The sequence below is a fragment of the Bradyrhizobium sp. HKCCYLS20291 genome (assembly GCF_051167715.1).
Taxonomy (GTDB): Bacteria; Pseudomonadota; Alphaproteobacteria; order Rhizobiales; family Xanthobacteraceae; genus Bradyrhizobium.
Genome location: NZ_JBNPTO010000027.1, coordinates 1 through 14,397 on the forward strand (window position 1 = coordinate 1; position 14,397 = coordinate 14,397).

Genomic DNA, 14,397 nt, shown 5'->3' on the forward strand with positions numbered 1-14,397 from the left:
GCTCCGCTCAGAGAATCATATTCGCACCACGGCTGGCATCAAAAGATTCACAGCCTCGTAGGGTGGGCAAAGGCGCGCCTGCGATGCTGCACACCTTGTCACGCGCTCTGGCGCGCGCCGTGCCCACCATTGCCACCGCAGACTCGGCCGCATGGTGGGCACGCGGCCGCCCTGCGGGCGTCTGCTTTGCCCACCCTACGGCAGCGTTGCTCGTGTCCGATTTACATCTCAAACAGCGATCGACAGGAGGACGCATCCCGCGGCGCGACGCGCCCGAGGTCTGCTCTTAGTTCGTCCCTCGCAAACAGTGCAGAGGGCGCAGGGAATGCCGGGTGAGGGCCTCACCCATGGCCCGCCTGCAGAAAGCAATGCAGGCGGCAGTACCACAGGCAAAGCCGAACACGCCGGCATTCCCTGCGCGATGGGTTTCACGCTTATACGCAGTCTCCCTGGTGCGCCGGGCTTGTTGGCCACCATCACCACGCGGCGCATCAGCGCCATGCGGCTTGATACCAGCGTCGGGGTATCAGGACCCTGCGACTTCACGTCCGCGCCGAGCCGTTCGTCGGCATGCTGGATCAGCATGCTGCGGCTCCATCGCGGCCATCGCTTCCCCACCTCGCGTGTCGTGACGATCGCGCGCTGCGCCCCTCTGCGGTGAGGCGGGATGCGCGGAGATAATCATGATTTCCGAAATTACGCAAGGCATTTATTTTTATCAGAAGATGGTAGCATCTCCCTCCGCTGTCGTCCCGGCGAACGCCGGGACCCATACCCCCAGGGAGAGGTTTGAGGCACGCTGGCGATGGGCCTTTTGCTCATCAGGTCCGCTGCGGCGTATGGATCCCGGATCTGCGCCATGCCGCGCTGCGCGCGTCATGGCTTGTCCGGGATGACGGCGGTGGGGTGGGGCGCATCTCCAGCTGCAACTGCCGTTGTTGTCCGTGCTGGTGAGATCCTGGTGCGACCCGGGGCATGGCGTGACAATAGGTGTTCTCACACCGCCATCGAAGCCCGCCATGCCGCTGATGTAAACAGCAAGCTTACACTTTCGTTCTATTTGTAGCGCGGCGGCGCACGCTCCTTTGCGCGCTTCGCCGCTACTTTCCTCGAGAACCCGTCGATGACGAGATCGCCGAAGCGCAGCCCGTCCGCGTTGGGGGCAAAGGACCTGGACATGAAGGGACGGATGATACCCCAGGCCTCGGTCGCATCGGCGGAGCACGACGAGTTCAAGAGGATGTTTTCTCTCCTCGTCGCGCTGGTCACGGCCGCGTTCACCGCGCTGTTTGACCTTTCGGCGGTGTTCGGCCTGTTCTGGCTGTCGCCTGTCATCTTCACGGCCAATCTCGTCAGCATGTCGGTCAGCATCGCCACGGCGACGCTGCTGCACGTCCGACCGCAATGGTCGAAGGCGCTCGCCTGGGTCGCCGCGGGCAACGCCTATCTGCTGTTCCTGATCGCGCTGTACACCATGCCCGGCGACGAGCTGCGCTATGTCTGGTTCTTCACCCATGCCGGCAGCACCTTCCTGCTGCTGGGATCACGGGCCGGCTGGGCGACGCTCGCCGTCACCGCGACCATCGTCGTGGCGTCCCGCATCGCAGGCCTCGTCGTGCTGTCGGACAACGCGCTGCCGACGTTCTGCTTCGGTCTCGTCGCCATCGGAGCCCTGTACCAGTGCTACAATGTTCGCACAGCCGCTTTCCTGCGACGGATCGAGCTCGGCCGCAACCAGCTGGAATATGCCGCCTCGCATGATGGCCTGACCGGCCTGCTCAACCGTCCGGCCTTCATGGACCGTGGTTGCGAAGTGCTGTCCGCGGCGGAGAGCGCGATGCAGCCGGTGTCCTTGCTGTTCATCGACGTCGACCGCTTCAAGACCATCAACGACCGTCATGGCCACAAGGGCGGAGACGACACCCTGGTCGCGGTCGCATCGGCGATCGCGAGCGCCGTTCGCGCCGACGACGTGGTGGCCCGGATCGGCGGCGAGGAGATCGTCGTGCTGCTGCCGGACACCGACGCGGCCGATGCCTTCGCCATGGCCGAACATTTGCGCGGAACGGTCGAAGCTGCGCGTCCGGTGGTCGCGGGTCACGTGCTGAGCGTGACGGCCAGCATCGGCTGGGCGACCAACGGCCCGTCAGCCTATTCGATCGAGGCGCTGCTGGCCGAGGCGGACGAAGCGATGTACCGGGCCAAGCAATCCGGCCGCAACCGCGTCGAGCCGCGGCTGGCGGCGGGTCTGGTGGAGCTTGTCAGGCGAAGCCGCGGGCTGAGTGATGCGCCGGGGCTGCAGCCGGCCGACGACGAGGTTCGCGATCACCGGACCGCGGTGTCGAGCTGAGATCGAGCGTTACTTGTCGAGTGATTGCAGAGATGCTGAAGAGCGAACCTCGCTGCCGACTGCGAAGTCAAAGCGCATAGGCCGACTGCTGCTGAGGAGCCCGACCGCTCCCACATCGTCATGCCCGGGACAAGCCCGGGCATGACGAGTTTCCTGCGCCGAAAGGCCTATGATCACCGTGTGCGATGATCCTGACTAATCAGGGCCGTAAGCTGCGAGAAATTCTTCAGCCTTGCCCCTGCTGGGAAAACGCCCAAGCTCTTCGTAGCCCGGCTCGTCTTCTGCGTCATCCGGCGATCGTAGGACGACGAACCGATCCTCTCGTCTCACAATCAGCTCTGTCAGATCCTCGCTGCGCGACGGAGACATGTCGCGAGCACCGCATTCTGGACACTCGTCGTCACACATGCACGACCATTCGTCGGTCCAGGCACGCCCGCAGCGTTCGCAGTGATAGAAGTTAAGAAACCAGGCCATTGCCCGACCTCATGTCTTCAGGCGATAGCGGCCGCGCGATACGAACTCCAGGAAACCCTGGTCACGCAGAACCTGGAGCTGCTGGCGAATTTTGGGCCGGACGTTCTGATTGCCAGGATAGAGCAGGCTGAGATGACGATCGAATGAATAGACTTCGTCCAGCGTGAATTCCGGCTTGCCGATCGCCTCGACGCATTTCAGAACCTCGATGAGCCAGCCCCGTGCATCCAATGATTCGTTGCGGAGGAAGAGCATCCTGCTCCATTCCTGCAGCACCACCTCCTTGGCCCGGACGACGCGGTTTTGCACGATGTGTATCTTGCCCGACTCGGGAACGCGATCCAGGAGGATGTTCGAGCCGATCCATCCCGCGCGACGCGCTGTCGCCGCGAGCGGCTTGCGCTGCTCGATGATGTCATAGACGAAGAAGTGCTTCGGCACGACGAACAGGTTGATGACAGACCGGGTGTCATGGTCGTAGTTCATCAACAGGAGATTGGGATTGTTGCTGGCGGCGAGCCGCTCGCATTTCGTTCCATAGGCGCCGTCGGCAACCCTGGCGCCGAATGCCTTCTTCTGGCTCTTCAGCTCGAACTCTTCGCTACAGGCCGTGCAGAAGAAATCCGCCAGCGGGCTGTTGTTGGGAAACTGCGTCATGTTTGGTTGGCCGCAGTTCGGACAGTACGCTTGCGCGCCGACCCAGGCTTCGGTCCAGGCCCGCGCCTTCTGTGTGCCGCTGGTATAGGCGGTCTGAGGTTCTTCGAAGCCGAGTTTCATGGCGTGACTTAGATCGGGGGCTCTTGCTCGGCCGGGACAATCTCGATCACTTTCTTCTCGACCTTTGTCCTTACTTTGTCGTTTAGCATTTTGATGACCGCGGCTTCATTCTCGACATAGGTCGCGACTGTTAGTCGTATGGTCGGGCGAGGGTCGTTATCAATCCAGGGTCTAAATTCGCCTTCATCAGTCTTGCGTCTATCGCGAGCAAAGAGGTCCCTATATCGATAGGGCGAGATGCCGATAAATGGCTCAAATACAACTTTCTTAACGTCGTCAGACCTGCCCACGACTATCGCGTCGCCGTGCAGTTGCTCGGCGTAGCTTTTGGGAAAAGGCTCGATGTAGACGACCCTCTTAATTCCCGCGGCGACAATATGCTTGGCGCATAAATGGCATGGGAAGGTCGTGCAATATAATGTGGATTGCCTTACACTTTTTCCTAGGCGGGCTGCATCGCAGATCGCAGACATTTCAGCGTGGATCATTCTTCCAAATTCGAGAAGATCCATTAGCTGCGCGTCTCGTAGTGCTCCTCCGCGCGCAGTCTCCTTCAGAATAAATCTTGCTACATCGAGCTCTTTTTCTTGTTCTTTGAGGAAGCCTGCCTCTTTTAGGCGCTTTGTGAAGTCGACGAGCAGCGATTTTTTTATGCGCTCGTTTGAATCGTAGTTTTTCTGAAAGTCGCGAGCATCGGGAGTGTCGCCCGGCCAGTATGTGCCTCCGAGAGCCTTTGGGACCTCGTTGCATCCGAGAGTGACAACTTCTCCTTCTTGCGAAAAGATTGCTGCCCCGACTTGGCGAGATAAGTCAACCGATCTAAGTGCTGCGTTGCGTGCAAGGTACATTCCATATTCGTCATGTGTAGGGCTAACGGAATTTGAGCCAAACAAGGCGTCGAGAAAACGGGTGAGTAGCCTAGCGGCTCCGTCAAGGTCATCAATATTTAGGAATAGATCTGCGCTCGGAAATGCTTGCTCAAGACGCTGCCCATTGGGTTCATTTTCTTCCGACTGGTCTCGCTTGATCAAGGCTCCTGCAATAGACGAGTGAGTATCGGCTAACCGAGCGTCTGAATGATCTTGCGCAATTCGGCTGGCTAGTAAGTCGAGTCTATTCTTCTTTTCGGAATAAAGGGAGACTACGATGAAAAGTCTGCCGTAGACCTGCCTGAGGAGATCGATCTCCTCCTTGCGCTTGAATTGATCAAACACGTATGCACGCTTTGGTAGGTAGGTGTCGGCCTCTCCTGTTTCTTGTCTGCGAAGGCTCCGAACTGCGGTGCAGCAGAGCGCTGCGAGCGCGTGTGGCATTTCTAGGGTGTCGCGAATCTTGTTCGCGTATTTGATGTAGGTGTCGTAACGATCTTCGAGGGGGCTTTCAGTTACAGAAAACCCAGATGGTCGCAGGGACTTCATAAGGCTCGTTACCTTGAAATACTCCGTGCTGTACTGGTATTTTCGTAGAGCGTTACTGAGGATTTCATATGCCTTTTTGTTTTCGACCCCAATGGGTGAGCAAAATCCAAAAAACAACTCTGGGTCCGGAAGGGCAGGAAGCATGAACTTTTCTCCCTTTGGGGCTTTTTCTTTTTGGTGCCGAGTTTAGACAATGATACGTTGTATCGAGAATCGATCAATGACTATAAGGTGAAGCCATGGGCTCGCTCAATCCGCGGTGGCTTTCGATCGAGTTGGATTCGATCGACGCGACGGCCAAGAGCTGGAGTAATGCAATTCAGGCTTCTTACAAGGCAGCTGTTGATTCTGTGCACTCCAGGGAACCGCGAGATCGAACTTCCTCTATTGAAGCGGATAAGGCTGGATCGCGCGAAAATCGTTCCTGATCGCTACGTTCCGGCTTTGCCTTGCGTAAGACCGACCTGTTTGGTTTGCCGCGTACGACTAGCGTGTCTGCGGCTACCAGGCTTGAGGTTGGGGCGGAAGAGCAGGAAGACTGCGCCGAGATCGCGCTGGCGGGCTGGTCTATGCTCGATCGGTCATCTAACCGGTGACGTGGAACTGCAATCCAGCCCGCTTCTGCAGATAGCCGATCACGCTGAAGAGGTTTTTGGCCAGAGGATTACTCTGCGGTCCGAACATGCGGATCAAGCTCTTGGGCGGTGTGTCGATCGCTTCTCCGAGCTTTTCGAATCCGATGGTCGCCTTGATGTAGTCGCGAAGAATGGTCTTTCCCGTTTCCATGTCGCCGCTGAGCATCGCGTCGACGCCTTCGCGAAGAAGCGCTTCGGCGAATTGGGTGTCCGTCGTGGCCAGCCGCTGAACCAGTTTGTCGAACCGCTTCGTGTTCACGCCTTTCGCTCCCTACCACGCAATCAGCTCACCGCTTCTTCCACCCGCCCCGCTTCCCCGGCGCGCCGCCGGTCGAGCGTGGGGCGGGGCCGAATTCGGGGCCGGACTCGCGCGAGTTGGTTGGCTGGATGATCTTGCTGCTGCCGCCGAAGGGTTTTGGTGGGAGCTTGGCGTTGGGGCGGTAGGGCAGGGATTCCGGGCCGTGCATTTCGTCGAGGTGGGGTTTGTGGACTTTGGAGGGAGTCCCCGTGGGGCGCCCCTCACCCCGACCCTCCAAGGGCGAGCTTCGCTCGTCCCGCCCCCGTGAAGGACGGGGAGAGGGGGAAGAGGCACCACCCGTGATGTCATCAAGAGAGGGCAGCAGCGGGTCTCGCTCGCGCGACTTCGAACCGCCTCGCGCGGCCGCGCCGCCGCGGCCCTTCATCGCCGTGGTCGGCAGGTTGGCGGCGGCGCCGTATTGCTTGGTGCCGGCGTAGGCGCCGGCCTTGTCCTGGACGGCGCGCTGCTTGGCGGTGGGGTCGTCGACGACGGCGAGCTCGGTGGCGCGCAGGCGCTTGACCTCGTCGCGGAGGCGGGCGGCCTCCTCGAAGTTCAGGTCGGCGGCGGCCTCGCGCATGCGGGTTTCGAGATCGGCCAGCACGGCCTCGAAATTGTGCCCGATCGAGATGATGTCGTCGGTGGTGGTACCGCCGCCGGTTTCGATCAGCACGTGGTCGCGCTCGTAGACCGAGTTGAGAATGTCGCCGATCGACTTCTTCACGCTCTCCGGCGTGATGCCATGGGCGGTGTTGTACTCGACCTGCTTCTCGCGGCGGCGCGTGGTCTCGGCCATCGCGCGCTCCATCGAGCCGGTGACCTGGTCGGCATAGAGGATCACCTTGCCGTCGACGTTGCGGGCGGCGCGGCCGATGGTCTGGATCAGCGACGTCTCGCTGCGCAGAAAACCTTCCTTGTCGGCGTCGAGGATCGCGACCAGCGCGCATTCGGGAATGTCGAGGCCCTCGCGCAGCAGGTTGATGCCGACCAGCGCGTCGAACGCGCCGAGCCTGAGGTCGCGGATGATCTCGATGCGCTCGATGGTGTCGATGTCACTGTGCATGTAGCGGACGCGGATGCCCTGCTCGTGCAGATATTCGGTGAGGTCCTCGGCCATGCGTTTGGTCAGCACCGTGATCAGCGAGCGATAGCCTTTCTGCGCGGTCGCGCGGACCTCGCCCAGGAGGTCGTCGACCTGGGTGCGGGCAGGGCGAATGTCGACGGGAGGATCAATGAGGCCGGTCGGACGGATGACCTGCTCGACGAACACGCCGCCAGCCTCGTTGAGCTCCCAGCCGCTCGGGGTCGCCGACACCGCGACCGTCTGCGGCCGCATCATGTCCCATTCCTCGAACCGCAGCGGGCGGTTGTCCATGCAGGACGGCAGGCGGAAGCCGTATTCGGCCAAGGTCGCCTTGCGGCGGAAGTCGCCGCGGAACATGCCGCCGATCTGCGGGATGGTGACGTGGCTCTCGTCGGCGAACACCAGCGCGTTGTCGGGCACGTATTCGAACAAGGTCGGCGGCGGCTCGCCGGGGCGGCGTCCGGTCAAATAGCGCGAGTAGTTCTCGATGCCGGCGCAACTGCCGGTCGCTTCCATCATCTCGATGTCGAACGTCGTGCGCTGCTCCAGCCGCTGCGCTTCGAGCAGGCGGCCCTGGGCGTGCAGCTGGTCGAGCCGGATCTTCAGCTCTGATTTGATCGACTTCATCGCCTGCACCAGGGTCGGGCGCGGCGTCACGTAGTGCGAATTGGCGTAGACCTTGATGAACTCCAGCTCGTCCTGCTTGTGGCCGGTGAGCGGATCGAACTCCTCGATGTTCTCGACCGTGTCGCCGAACAGGTTCACGCGCCAGGCGCGGTCCTCATAGTGCGCCGGGAAGATGTCGATGACGTCGCCCCTGACGCGGAAGGTCCCGCGGGTAAAGTCGTGTTGCGTGCGCTTGTATTGCAGGGCAACGAGGTCCGCGATCAGCTGGCGCTGGTCGATGCGCTCGCCCTTCTTGAGCGCGAAGGTCATCGCGGTGTAGGTCTCGACCGAGCCGATACCGTAGATGCAGGACACCGAGGCGACGATGATGACGTCGTCGCGCTCCAAGAGCGCGCGCGTTGCCGAATGGCGCATCCGGTCGATCTGCTCGTTGATCGAGGAATCCTTCTCGATATAGGTGTCAGTGCGCGGGACGTAGGCTTCGGGCTGGTAGTAGTCGTAATAGGAGACGAAGTACTCGACCGCGTTGTCCGGGAAGAAGCTCTTGAACTCGCCGTAGAGCTGGGCCGCCAAGGTCTTGTTCGGCGCCAGGATCAGGGCAGGGCGCTGCGTCGCCTCGATCACCTTGGCCATGGTGTAGGTCTTGCCCGAACCGGTGACGCCGAGCAGCACCTGGGTGCGGTCGTTACGGTCGATGCCCTCGACCAGTTCCTTGATCGCCTGCGGCTGATCGCCCTTCGGCTCATAGGCCGACTTGATCTCGAAGCGAACGCCGCCTTCGGACTTCTCCGGACGCGGCGGCCGGTGCGGGGTCCAGACCTTCAGCGCGCCGTCGTTGGTGCGAAATTCGGGCCGGCCTTCGCGAATCAGCGCCTCCAGCGCCTCGGCCGTCGCCTTGACGCCGAGCGCCTCCATCTTGCTGCGCGGCGGCCGCGCCAGCGCTTCGTCGTCGTCCTCGGCCGTGGGCAGGCCGAGCTGCCGCGCCAGTTCGGGATCGAGCGTCGGAATGGTGGCCGCCGTGCCGTAGTTGGCTTGCGGCGCTTCGGCGAAGCCGGTTGCACCCTCGCCCTGTGCGGGCAGGTCGCGCGATTCGCCTTCATCCGTCGCGGGCGCGCGCCCGCCGACCGGCTGTGGATTCGGCCGCAGCGGAATGGGCCGTGCCGACGCGTCACCCGTCGCGACATCAGCGCTCTTGCCGCGCGTCGACGCGCGCGCGCGATGGGCGGCCGCTTCGCCGCCGCTGCGGCGGTCCCACGAATTGTCAGGCGGCGGCTGCAGTCCAGTTGAGGAACCGATTCCGCTCTCGCCCCGGTTGATCGCTGGATTGAGCAACTCGGCCAGCGCCGGCGCGATCGGCTGAACATCAGGCCGATGCGCTTTGGATTTCGGTGTTCGGCCGGGCTTCTTGGGGGTCTCGGGGGTCTTCGCCATGGCCCGAATATGGGACCGAACGCGCCGACATGAAAGACTGATTGCTCATCGCCGGGCAGCTTGCTGACAGCATGCTGGCAGCAGCAAGGACTTGAACAATCGATTGCAGGTCAATCCGCGGGGCGGAAACAGGTTCCCGCGGCGAATGATCAGTGTCGGGTCGGGGGCTCGACGATGTCGAGATGAACGCCCTCGCACGCGACGCACTGCAGAGCCCAGTATTCAGAGCCAGCACGCCCGTTGATGACACTCAGAATGCTGAGTTCCGCGTCGCAATCCGGGCATCGCGTACGGACCGAAAAAGTGAGGTGTCTGATTGCAGGCTCAGCCATGAATTGCAGTCCGCATTACGAATACATTTGGCAGTTCGAATGATGGATGAATGCTCGTATCGGAGAGATCATCGCTCGATATTTTCACTCTCCGAAATTGTTCCGGACTGCGCTATCCGTCGTTTCCCGGGGTTTGATCGATATCCTGCAATGGCTGCAAATTAGCCGCACTATGACCATCGCTCGCGGAACCGATCGATGTGGTTCTTGGCATCGGCGATGGCTTTCTCTGCATCACACCATGCAAAGCCGACTTCAACTGAAGGAAACGAAACACCATTGATCACCACCGGAGTCCTGTCCGCGCGGCGAATCCGCGCGTGCCACAAGCCTCGACCTGCTTCGAAGGGCTCGATGGCGAAATCGTCGTAAACATGCGTCATGGCAGATCCAGGATGTTCCGGATCGCAATGACAGCATCAATTACGTCTGCGGAAATGTGAACAGGTTCACAGCGCGGGATCTTTTTTTGTTGTATCGCGTCGCTGTGAGTTCCCGGTCGCGGACCGTGCCGCCGCGCGCATGACCCAGCGACGGAATGCCGCGAAATCGCGCTGGCCCGCCTGAAAGCTGCGGTAGACCAAATACCATCGCTCGCCTTTGGGGACCGTCAGCGCAAACGGTGCAACCAATCGTCCGGCCGCGAGGTCGTCGTCGATATAGGGGCGGATGCCCATCGCGACGCCGAGCCCGTCGATCGCCGCCTGCAGGGCATGTCCATAATATTCGAACTCGGTGCCGCGCGCGGTGACGCGGGTGATCCCGGCCGCCTTCAACCAGAGCGACCAGTCCTCGGCGGCATGCGACACGCGCAGCAGGCTCGGTCCCTTCAGGTCGCTCGGGCGCTTCAGCGTGGCCGCGAGCCGCGGCGTGCACACCGGCACGAGGTCGGCGGCGAACAGCGGCTCAGCGACGAGGCCCGGCCAGGCGCCGTCGCCGAGCCTGATGCCGCAACTCCAATCGTCGCCGAACGGCACGGCCGCGCCGCCGGTGGTGATGCGGACCTCGATGTCGGGCTCCTCCTTGCTGAAAGCGGCGAGCCGGGGGATCAGCCATTTCATCGCGAAGGTCGGACCGACGCCGAGCGTCAGCACGCGCATCGACGACGGCGCCATGATCTGCGCGGTCAGGCTCGACAGCGCATCGAAGATCGGCGTCAGCCCGCTCTGATAGGCGCGGCCGGCGGCCGTCAGCGCCAGCCGGTTGGCCTTGCGCTCGAACAGCACCACGCCGAGGCGCTGCTCGAGCAGGTTGACCATCCGGCTGATCGCGGCCGCGGAGACGTTGAGCTCGGTGCCTGCCGCGGCGAAGCTGCCGGTGCGCGCCGCCGCCTCGAATGCCTTGATGCCGTTCAGGAACAGAAGCCGCCGCATGCCAGCCCTCAGGAAAACTGATGGAGGGCAAGATAACCCGGTTTGTGCCGGCGCGGCTAGTACGTCATCCTGCTGCGCGAACGAGCCGGCTGTGACGCCCGTTCTGATTGCAGCGCTTGGATTGCTGATGGTCGCAACGGCGCTCCCGTACGGCATGGCCGGCAGGCTGATGCAGAGCCCGGTGGCGGCGGAGCGAGGCTGACATGAGCGCAGATCCCCTGGTGCTGGATTTCGTCGAATGGGTGGCGCGCGCGCCGCGCAGCCATGCCGAGGTGATCGACAGCTGGCGGACCAGCTGTCCGCGCCTGACGGTGTGGGAGGATGCCGCCGATCTCGGCTACGTCGCGCGAGAGGCGATCGCGGGGGCGGGCCTCTGCATCGTCGTCACCGATGCCGGCGCGCAGCTGCTGCGCGACAATGGCCGTGCCGTGAGGTAGAACGGCTCCCTCAACTGGAGGATCGACCGGGCATGGCACTGAAGCTGTTCGAACTCGTCGGGACCGATGCAGGGCGCCCGTTCAGCCCATTCTGCTGGCGCACGCGCATGGCGCTGGCGCACAAGGGCCTGAGCGTCGAGTCCGTGCCCTGGCGCTTCACCGAGAAGAGCGCGATCGCGGCGCACGGATCGGAAAAGGTGCCGGTGATGCTCGACGGCGATCGGGCCGTGGCCGATTCCTGGACCATCGCGAACTATCTCGAAGACAGCTATCCGGACCGGCCGTCGCTGTTCGGCGGCGCCGGCGGCCGCGCGATGGCCCGCTTCATGAATGCCTGGGGCGACATCGCAATCGTCGGCGGCATCTTTCCGCTGATCATCGCCGACATCCCGACCAACCTCGCCGCTGAGGACGCCGCCTATTTCCGCGCCTCGCGCGAGGCGCGGTTCGGCAAGAGCCTCGAGGAGATCATGGCCTCGCGCGACCAGGCGGTTCTTGGCTTCCGCAAGTCGCTGGAGCCGCTGCGCCAGACCTTGAAGACGCAACCCTTCATCGGCGGCGACGCGCCCGACTATGCCGACTACATCGTGTTCGGCGGCTTCCAATGGGCGCGCGTGGTCAGCCCGTTCAGGCTGCTGGAAGAGAGCGACAGCGTCTACGCCTGGCGCGAGCGGCTGCTCGACGCGTTCGACGGCTTGGCGCGCAAGTCGCCGGGCCATCCAGTCTGATCACGACGGTCGCGCCAGGCCCTCAGCCCGTCCTCCAGGTCGCGGCTGCCGACGAGACTCGCGAACTGCTCGGCCTCGAGCTGCAGGCCCTCGCTGATCGCCATGTTCAGCCCGCGCGTCGCGGCGGTGATGACGCTCGCCACGGCATCGGCGCCGTGACGGATGATGCGGCCGGCGATTGCTTGCGCGGCCGGCAGCAGCTCGTCGTGCGGCACGACGGCGTTGACGAGGCCGATGTCCAGCGCGCGATGAGCCGGAAACGGATCGCCCGTCAGCAGCAGCTCGAGCCCGCGCTTGCGCCCGACCAGCCGCGGCAGCCGCTGCGTGCCGCCGAAGGTCGGCGGCATGCCGAGCCGGATCTCCGGCTTGGCGAAGCTGGCGCGGTCGCTGGCTAAGGCCAGATGCACGGCCTCGGTGATCTCGCAGCCGCCGCCGAAAGCGAGCCCGTTGATCGCGGCGATCACCGGCTTCCTGAACGCCTCCAGCCGCGCCGTCATCGCCTGGCCGCGGCGCACGAAGTCGCGCAGCGCAGTGGCGCGGCCGTGACGGACGCTGTCGGAAAATTCGCTGATGTCGGCGCCGGCCGAGAAGGCGCGGTCGCCGGCGCCGGTCAGGATCACGGCCCTGACGTCGGGATCGGTCTCGATGCGGTCGAGCGCGGCCATCAGCGCATCGATCAGGCCATAGCTCAGCGCATTCAGCCGTTCCGGCCGGTTGAGCGTGAGCAAAGCGATGCGGTCGGAGATGTCGAGCAGAACGGGAGCGGTCATGACGGCGCCTCGCGGGCTGGCGGTTGAATCAGGTCGAGACTAGGCGCCGCGCGCGGCAAGGTATATTCACTAGTCAGTATACCTTGCCGCGAGCGAAACCATGGCCCGTTCCTCCGATCCGACCCGCGCCCGCATTCTCGCCGCGGCCAACCGGTTGTTCTATGCCGACGGCATTCGCGCCGTCAGCGTCGATGCCGTCGCCGACAAGGCCGGGATCACCAAGAAGACGCTGTACTATCACTTCCGCAGCAAGGACGATCTGGTCGCGGCCTATCTCGCGGCGCGCGACCAGCCGAACCTCGCGCTGTTCAAGCGCTGGTTCGAGGAGGCCGCGGGAGCGCTGCCCGACAAGGTCGCCGCGATCTTCCGCCACCTCGCGGAGTCGGCCCGCCATCCGAAATGGCGCGGCTGCGGCTTCCTGCGCACCACCGCCGAGCTCGCCAATCTGCCCGGCCACCCCGCGATCAAGATCGGCGCCGCGCACAAGAAGAAGTTCGAGGCCTGGCTGCAGGCGACCTTCGAGGCGGAGGGGATCGCAGGCTCAGGCGAGCTGGCGCGGCAGATGCTGCTGCTGCTCGACGGCGCCTTCGCCGTCGTGCTGCTACACCGGGATGCGAGCTACATGGAAACGGCGGGCGAGGCGGCGCGCGCGCTGGTCGCAGCGGCCCAGCCGCGCCGCGCGCGGACCGCTCCCGCGCGGCGGTCCGGCTAGGCGTCCGTCACGGCGAAGGCACCGGTTGCAGGCGCAGTCCGAGCATCTCGCGCACGGCATCGAGATGCGGCAGCACGGCCACGCATTTGTCGCGCGACTGGGCCGTCGGCGGCACGATGTCCGGCACCATCAGCGTGATCGCGCCGGCCGCATGGGCCGCGGCGACGCCGGGATTGGAATCCTCGATCGCGACACAGGCCGGCGCGCGGGTCCCCAGCCGTTCCGCGGCGAGCAGATAGAGATCGGGATGCGGCTTGGCGCGGCTGACATCGTCGCGTGTCAGGATAGCGTCGAAGCGGTGATCGATGCGCGCGAGGCGAAGATGCTCCGCCGCCGTGCTGCGCGACGACGCGGTGACGACGGCCTTCGGCAGCCCGGCCGCCTCGATCGCATCGAGCAGCGCGATGACGCCGCGCTTCAGCGGCATGCCGGCCTGCAGGATCTCGACCGTCTTGGCGGCGAACAAGCGATTGACTTCGAACATCGGAAAATCGTCGCCGAAACGATCGCGCAGCGTCTTCTCGTTGTCAGGCCCGGGAATGCCGATCATGGCATGGCACAGCTCGGTGACGCCGTCGGTGTAGCCGAGCGCGTTCAGCGCTGCGATCGAGGCTTCCAGATAGACCTTTTCGGTGTCGAGCAGCGTGCCGTCCATGTCGATCAGGACGGCCTCGACATGCCAGCGCGTCATCGTGCCGGCTCCGCCTCGGCGGCCAGCCGTTTAAGGCAGTTCACGCACAGGCAATCCTTGAAGCCACTCTGACCCGCCTTTGGCAGCGGCAGCCGCGCCTGTTCCGTGAAGCACCAGCAGGAACCGCCGGGATCACAGCTGAACGAGGTACCACAAGATTCGCAAACGAGCTGTCGCGCGGTAACGTTTGCTAAACGATTTGTCACCTTCGGAACCACGTCCGGCCCGTCCTTTTCATGTCCGGTTCATCTGCTGGGCCA

Annotated in this window: 14 protein-coding genes; 4 read left to right on the top strand and 10 right to left on the bottom strand. The window is 63.5% G+C overall.

Annotated elements, in window-relative coordinates:
• Positions 1–228 precede the first annotated feature (228 nt).
• A complete protein-coding gene (locus tag ACQR07_RS35035) occupies positions 229–585 on the bottom strand; it encodes a hypothetical protein (protein WP_434906603.1) in 357 nt (118 codons plus the stop codon).
• 592 nt (positions 586–1,177) lie between these two features.
• Between ACQR07_RS35035 and ACQR07_RS35040 the strand changes: the two genes are divergently transcribed.
• Complete coding sequence (locus ACQR07_RS35040; protein ID WP_434906604.1) at positions 1,178–2,350, top strand: GGDEF domain-containing protein; 1,173 nt, start codon at positions 1,178–1,180, stop codon at positions 2,348–2,350.
• Between the two features lie 486 nt (positions 2,351–2,836).
• On the opposite strand, the gene ACQR07_RS35045 is transcribed toward ACQR07_RS35040, so the two are convergent.
• From ACQR07_RS35045 to ACQR07_RS35070, 6 genes are all read right to left on the bottom strand, one after another.
• The gene (locus tag ACQR07_RS35045) at positions 2,837–3,604 is read right to left on the bottom strand and encodes a DpnI domain-containing protein (protein WP_434906605.1); all 768 of its coding nucleotides are present in this window, start codon (positions 3,602–3,604) and stop codon (positions 2,837–2,839) included.
• Positions 3,605–3,612: 8 nt separating this feature from the next.
• The gene (locus ACQR07_RS35050; protein WP_434906606.1) at positions 3,613–5,166 is read right to left on the bottom strand and encodes an anti-phage dCTP deaminase; all 1,554 of its coding nucleotides are present in this window, start codon (positions 5,164–5,166) and stop codon (positions 3,613–3,615) included.
• Between the two features lie 441 nt (positions 5,167–5,607).
• On the bottom strand, positions 5,608–5,916 hold the full coding sequence (locus tag ACQR07_RS35055) for a transcriptional regulator (RefSeq protein ID WP_434906607.1): 309 nt from the start codon (positions 5,914–5,916) through the stop codon (positions 5,608–5,610).
• Between the two features lie 28 nt (positions 5,917–5,944).
• Positions 5,945–9,094: an excinuclease ABC subunit UvrB gene (gene uvrB, locus ACQR07_RS35060; RefSeq protein ID WP_434906608.1), complete on the bottom strand. Its 3,150-nt coding sequence runs from the start codon at positions 9,092–9,094 to the stop codon at positions 5,945–5,947.
• A gap of 502 nt (positions 9,095–9,596) precedes the next feature.
• The gene (locus ACQR07_RS35065; RefSeq protein ID WP_434906609.1) at positions 9,597–9,809 is read right to left on the bottom strand and encodes a hypothetical protein; all 213 of its coding nucleotides are present in this window, start codon (positions 9,807–9,809) and stop codon (positions 9,597–9,599) included.
• Between the two features lie 66 nt (positions 9,810–9,875).
• Positions 9,876–10,799, bottom strand: a complete 924-nt coding sequence (locus ACQR07_RS35070; protein WP_434906610.1) for a LysR substrate-binding domain-containing protein — start codon at positions 10,797–10,799, stop codon at positions 9,876–9,878.
• 203 nt (positions 10,800–11,002) lie between these two features.
• Here ACQR07_RS35070 and ACQR07_RS35075 point away from each other — a divergent pair, with 203 nt between their 5' ends.
• Together ACQR07_RS35075 and ACQR07_RS35080 are read left to right on the top strand one after the other, a co-directional pair.
• On the top strand, positions 11,003–11,236 hold the full coding sequence (locus ACQR07_RS35075; RefSeq protein ID WP_434906611.1) for a hypothetical protein: 234 nt from the start codon (positions 11,003–11,005) through the stop codon (positions 11,234–11,236).
• A gap of 32 nt (positions 11,237–11,268) precedes the next feature.
• Positions 11,269–11,964: a glutathione S-transferase family protein gene (locus tag ACQR07_RS35080; protein ID WP_434906612.1), complete on the top strand. Its 696-nt coding sequence runs from the start codon at positions 11,269–11,271 to the stop codon at positions 11,962–11,964.
• Here the strand turns inward: ACQR07_RS35080 and ACQR07_RS35085 are convergent.
• Positions 11,892–12,734 carry a crotonase/enoyl-CoA hydratase family protein gene (locus tag ACQR07_RS35085; RefSeq protein WP_434906613.1) on the bottom strand — a complete coding sequence of 281 codons (843 nt, stop codon included), beginning with the start codon at positions 12,732–12,734 and terminating at the stop codon, positions 11,892–11,894. The genes ACQR07_RS35080 and ACQR07_RS35085 overlap by 73 nt on opposite strands.
• 100 nt (positions 12,735–12,834) lie before the next feature.
• On the opposite strand from ACQR07_RS35085, the gene ACQR07_RS35090 reads away from it, so the two are divergent.
• On the top strand, positions 12,835–13,446 hold the full coding sequence (locus tag ACQR07_RS35090) for a TetR/AcrR family transcriptional regulator (RefSeq protein ID WP_434906614.1): 612 nt from the start codon (positions 12,835–12,837) through the stop codon (positions 13,444–13,446).
• Positions 13,447–13,453: 7 nt separating this feature from the next.
• On the opposite strand, the gene ACQR07_RS35095 is transcribed toward ACQR07_RS35090, so the two are convergent.
• Positions 13,454–14,137, bottom strand: coding sequence for an HAD family hydrolase (locus ACQR07_RS35095; protein WP_434906615.1), 684 nt, complete (start codon positions 14,135–14,137; stop codon positions 13,454–13,456).
• Positions 14,134–14,355 (bottom strand): cysteine-rich CWC family protein, encoded by a 222-nt coding sequence (locus ACQR07_RS35100; protein WP_434906616.1) that lies wholly within the window; start codon positions 14,353–14,355, stop codon positions 14,134–14,136. The genes ACQR07_RS35095 and ACQR07_RS35100 overlap by 4 nt, the downstream gene beginning before the upstream one ends.
• Positions 14,356–14,397: the final 42 nt, after the last annotated feature.

What these genes read in the sequence shown, in the direction of transcription:
- ACQR07_RS35035 (WP_434906603.1), bottom strand. Translation starts at nt 585, where the DNA reads ATGCTGATCCAGCATGCCGACGAACGGCTCGGCGCGGACGTGAAGTCG.
- ACQR07_RS35040 (WP_434906604.1), top strand. Translation starts at nt 1,178, where the DNA reads ATGAAGGGACGGATGATACCCCAGGCCTCGGTCGCATCGGCGGAGCAC.
- ACQR07_RS35045 (WP_434906605.1), bottom strand. Translation starts at nt 3,604, where the DNA reads ATGAAACTCGGCTTCGAAGAACCTCAGACCGCCTATACCAGCGGCACA.
- ACQR07_RS35050 (WP_434906606.1), bottom strand. Translation starts at nt 5,166, where the DNA reads ATGCTTCCTGCCCTTCCGGACCCAGAGTTGTTTTTTGGATTTTGCTCA.
- uvrB (WP_434906608.1), bottom strand. Translation starts at nt 9,094, where the DNA reads ATGGCGAAGACCCCCGAGACCCCCAAGAAGCCCGGCCGAACACCGAAA.
- ACQR07_RS35065 (WP_434906609.1), bottom strand. Translation starts at nt 9,809, where the DNA reads ATGACGCATGTTTACGACGATTTCGCCATCGAGCCCTTCGAAGCAGGT.
- ACQR07_RS35070 (WP_434906610.1), bottom strand. Translation starts at nt 10,799, where the DNA reads ATGCGGCGGCTTCTGTTCCTGAACGGCATCAAGGCATTCGAGGCGGCG.
- ACQR07_RS35075 (WP_434906611.1), top strand. Translation starts at nt 11,003, where the DNA reads ATGAGCGCAGATCCCCTGGTGCTGGATTTCGTCGAATGGGTGGCGCGC.
- ACQR07_RS35080 (WP_434906612.1), top strand. Translation starts at nt 11,269, where the DNA reads ATGGCACTGAAGCTGTTCGAACTCGTCGGGACCGATGCAGGGCGCCCG.
- ACQR07_RS35085 (WP_434906613.1), bottom strand. Translation starts at nt 12,734, where the DNA reads ATGACCGCTCCCGTTCTGCTCGACATCTCCGACCGCATCGCTTTGCTC.
- ACQR07_RS35090 (WP_434906614.1), top strand. Translation starts at nt 12,835, where the DNA reads ATGGCCCGTTCCTCCGATCCGACCCGCGCCCGCATTCTCGCCGCGGCC.
- ACQR07_RS35095 (WP_434906615.1), bottom strand. Translation starts at nt 14,137, where the DNA reads ATGACGCGCTGGCATGTCGAGGCCGTCCTGATCGACATGGACGGCACG.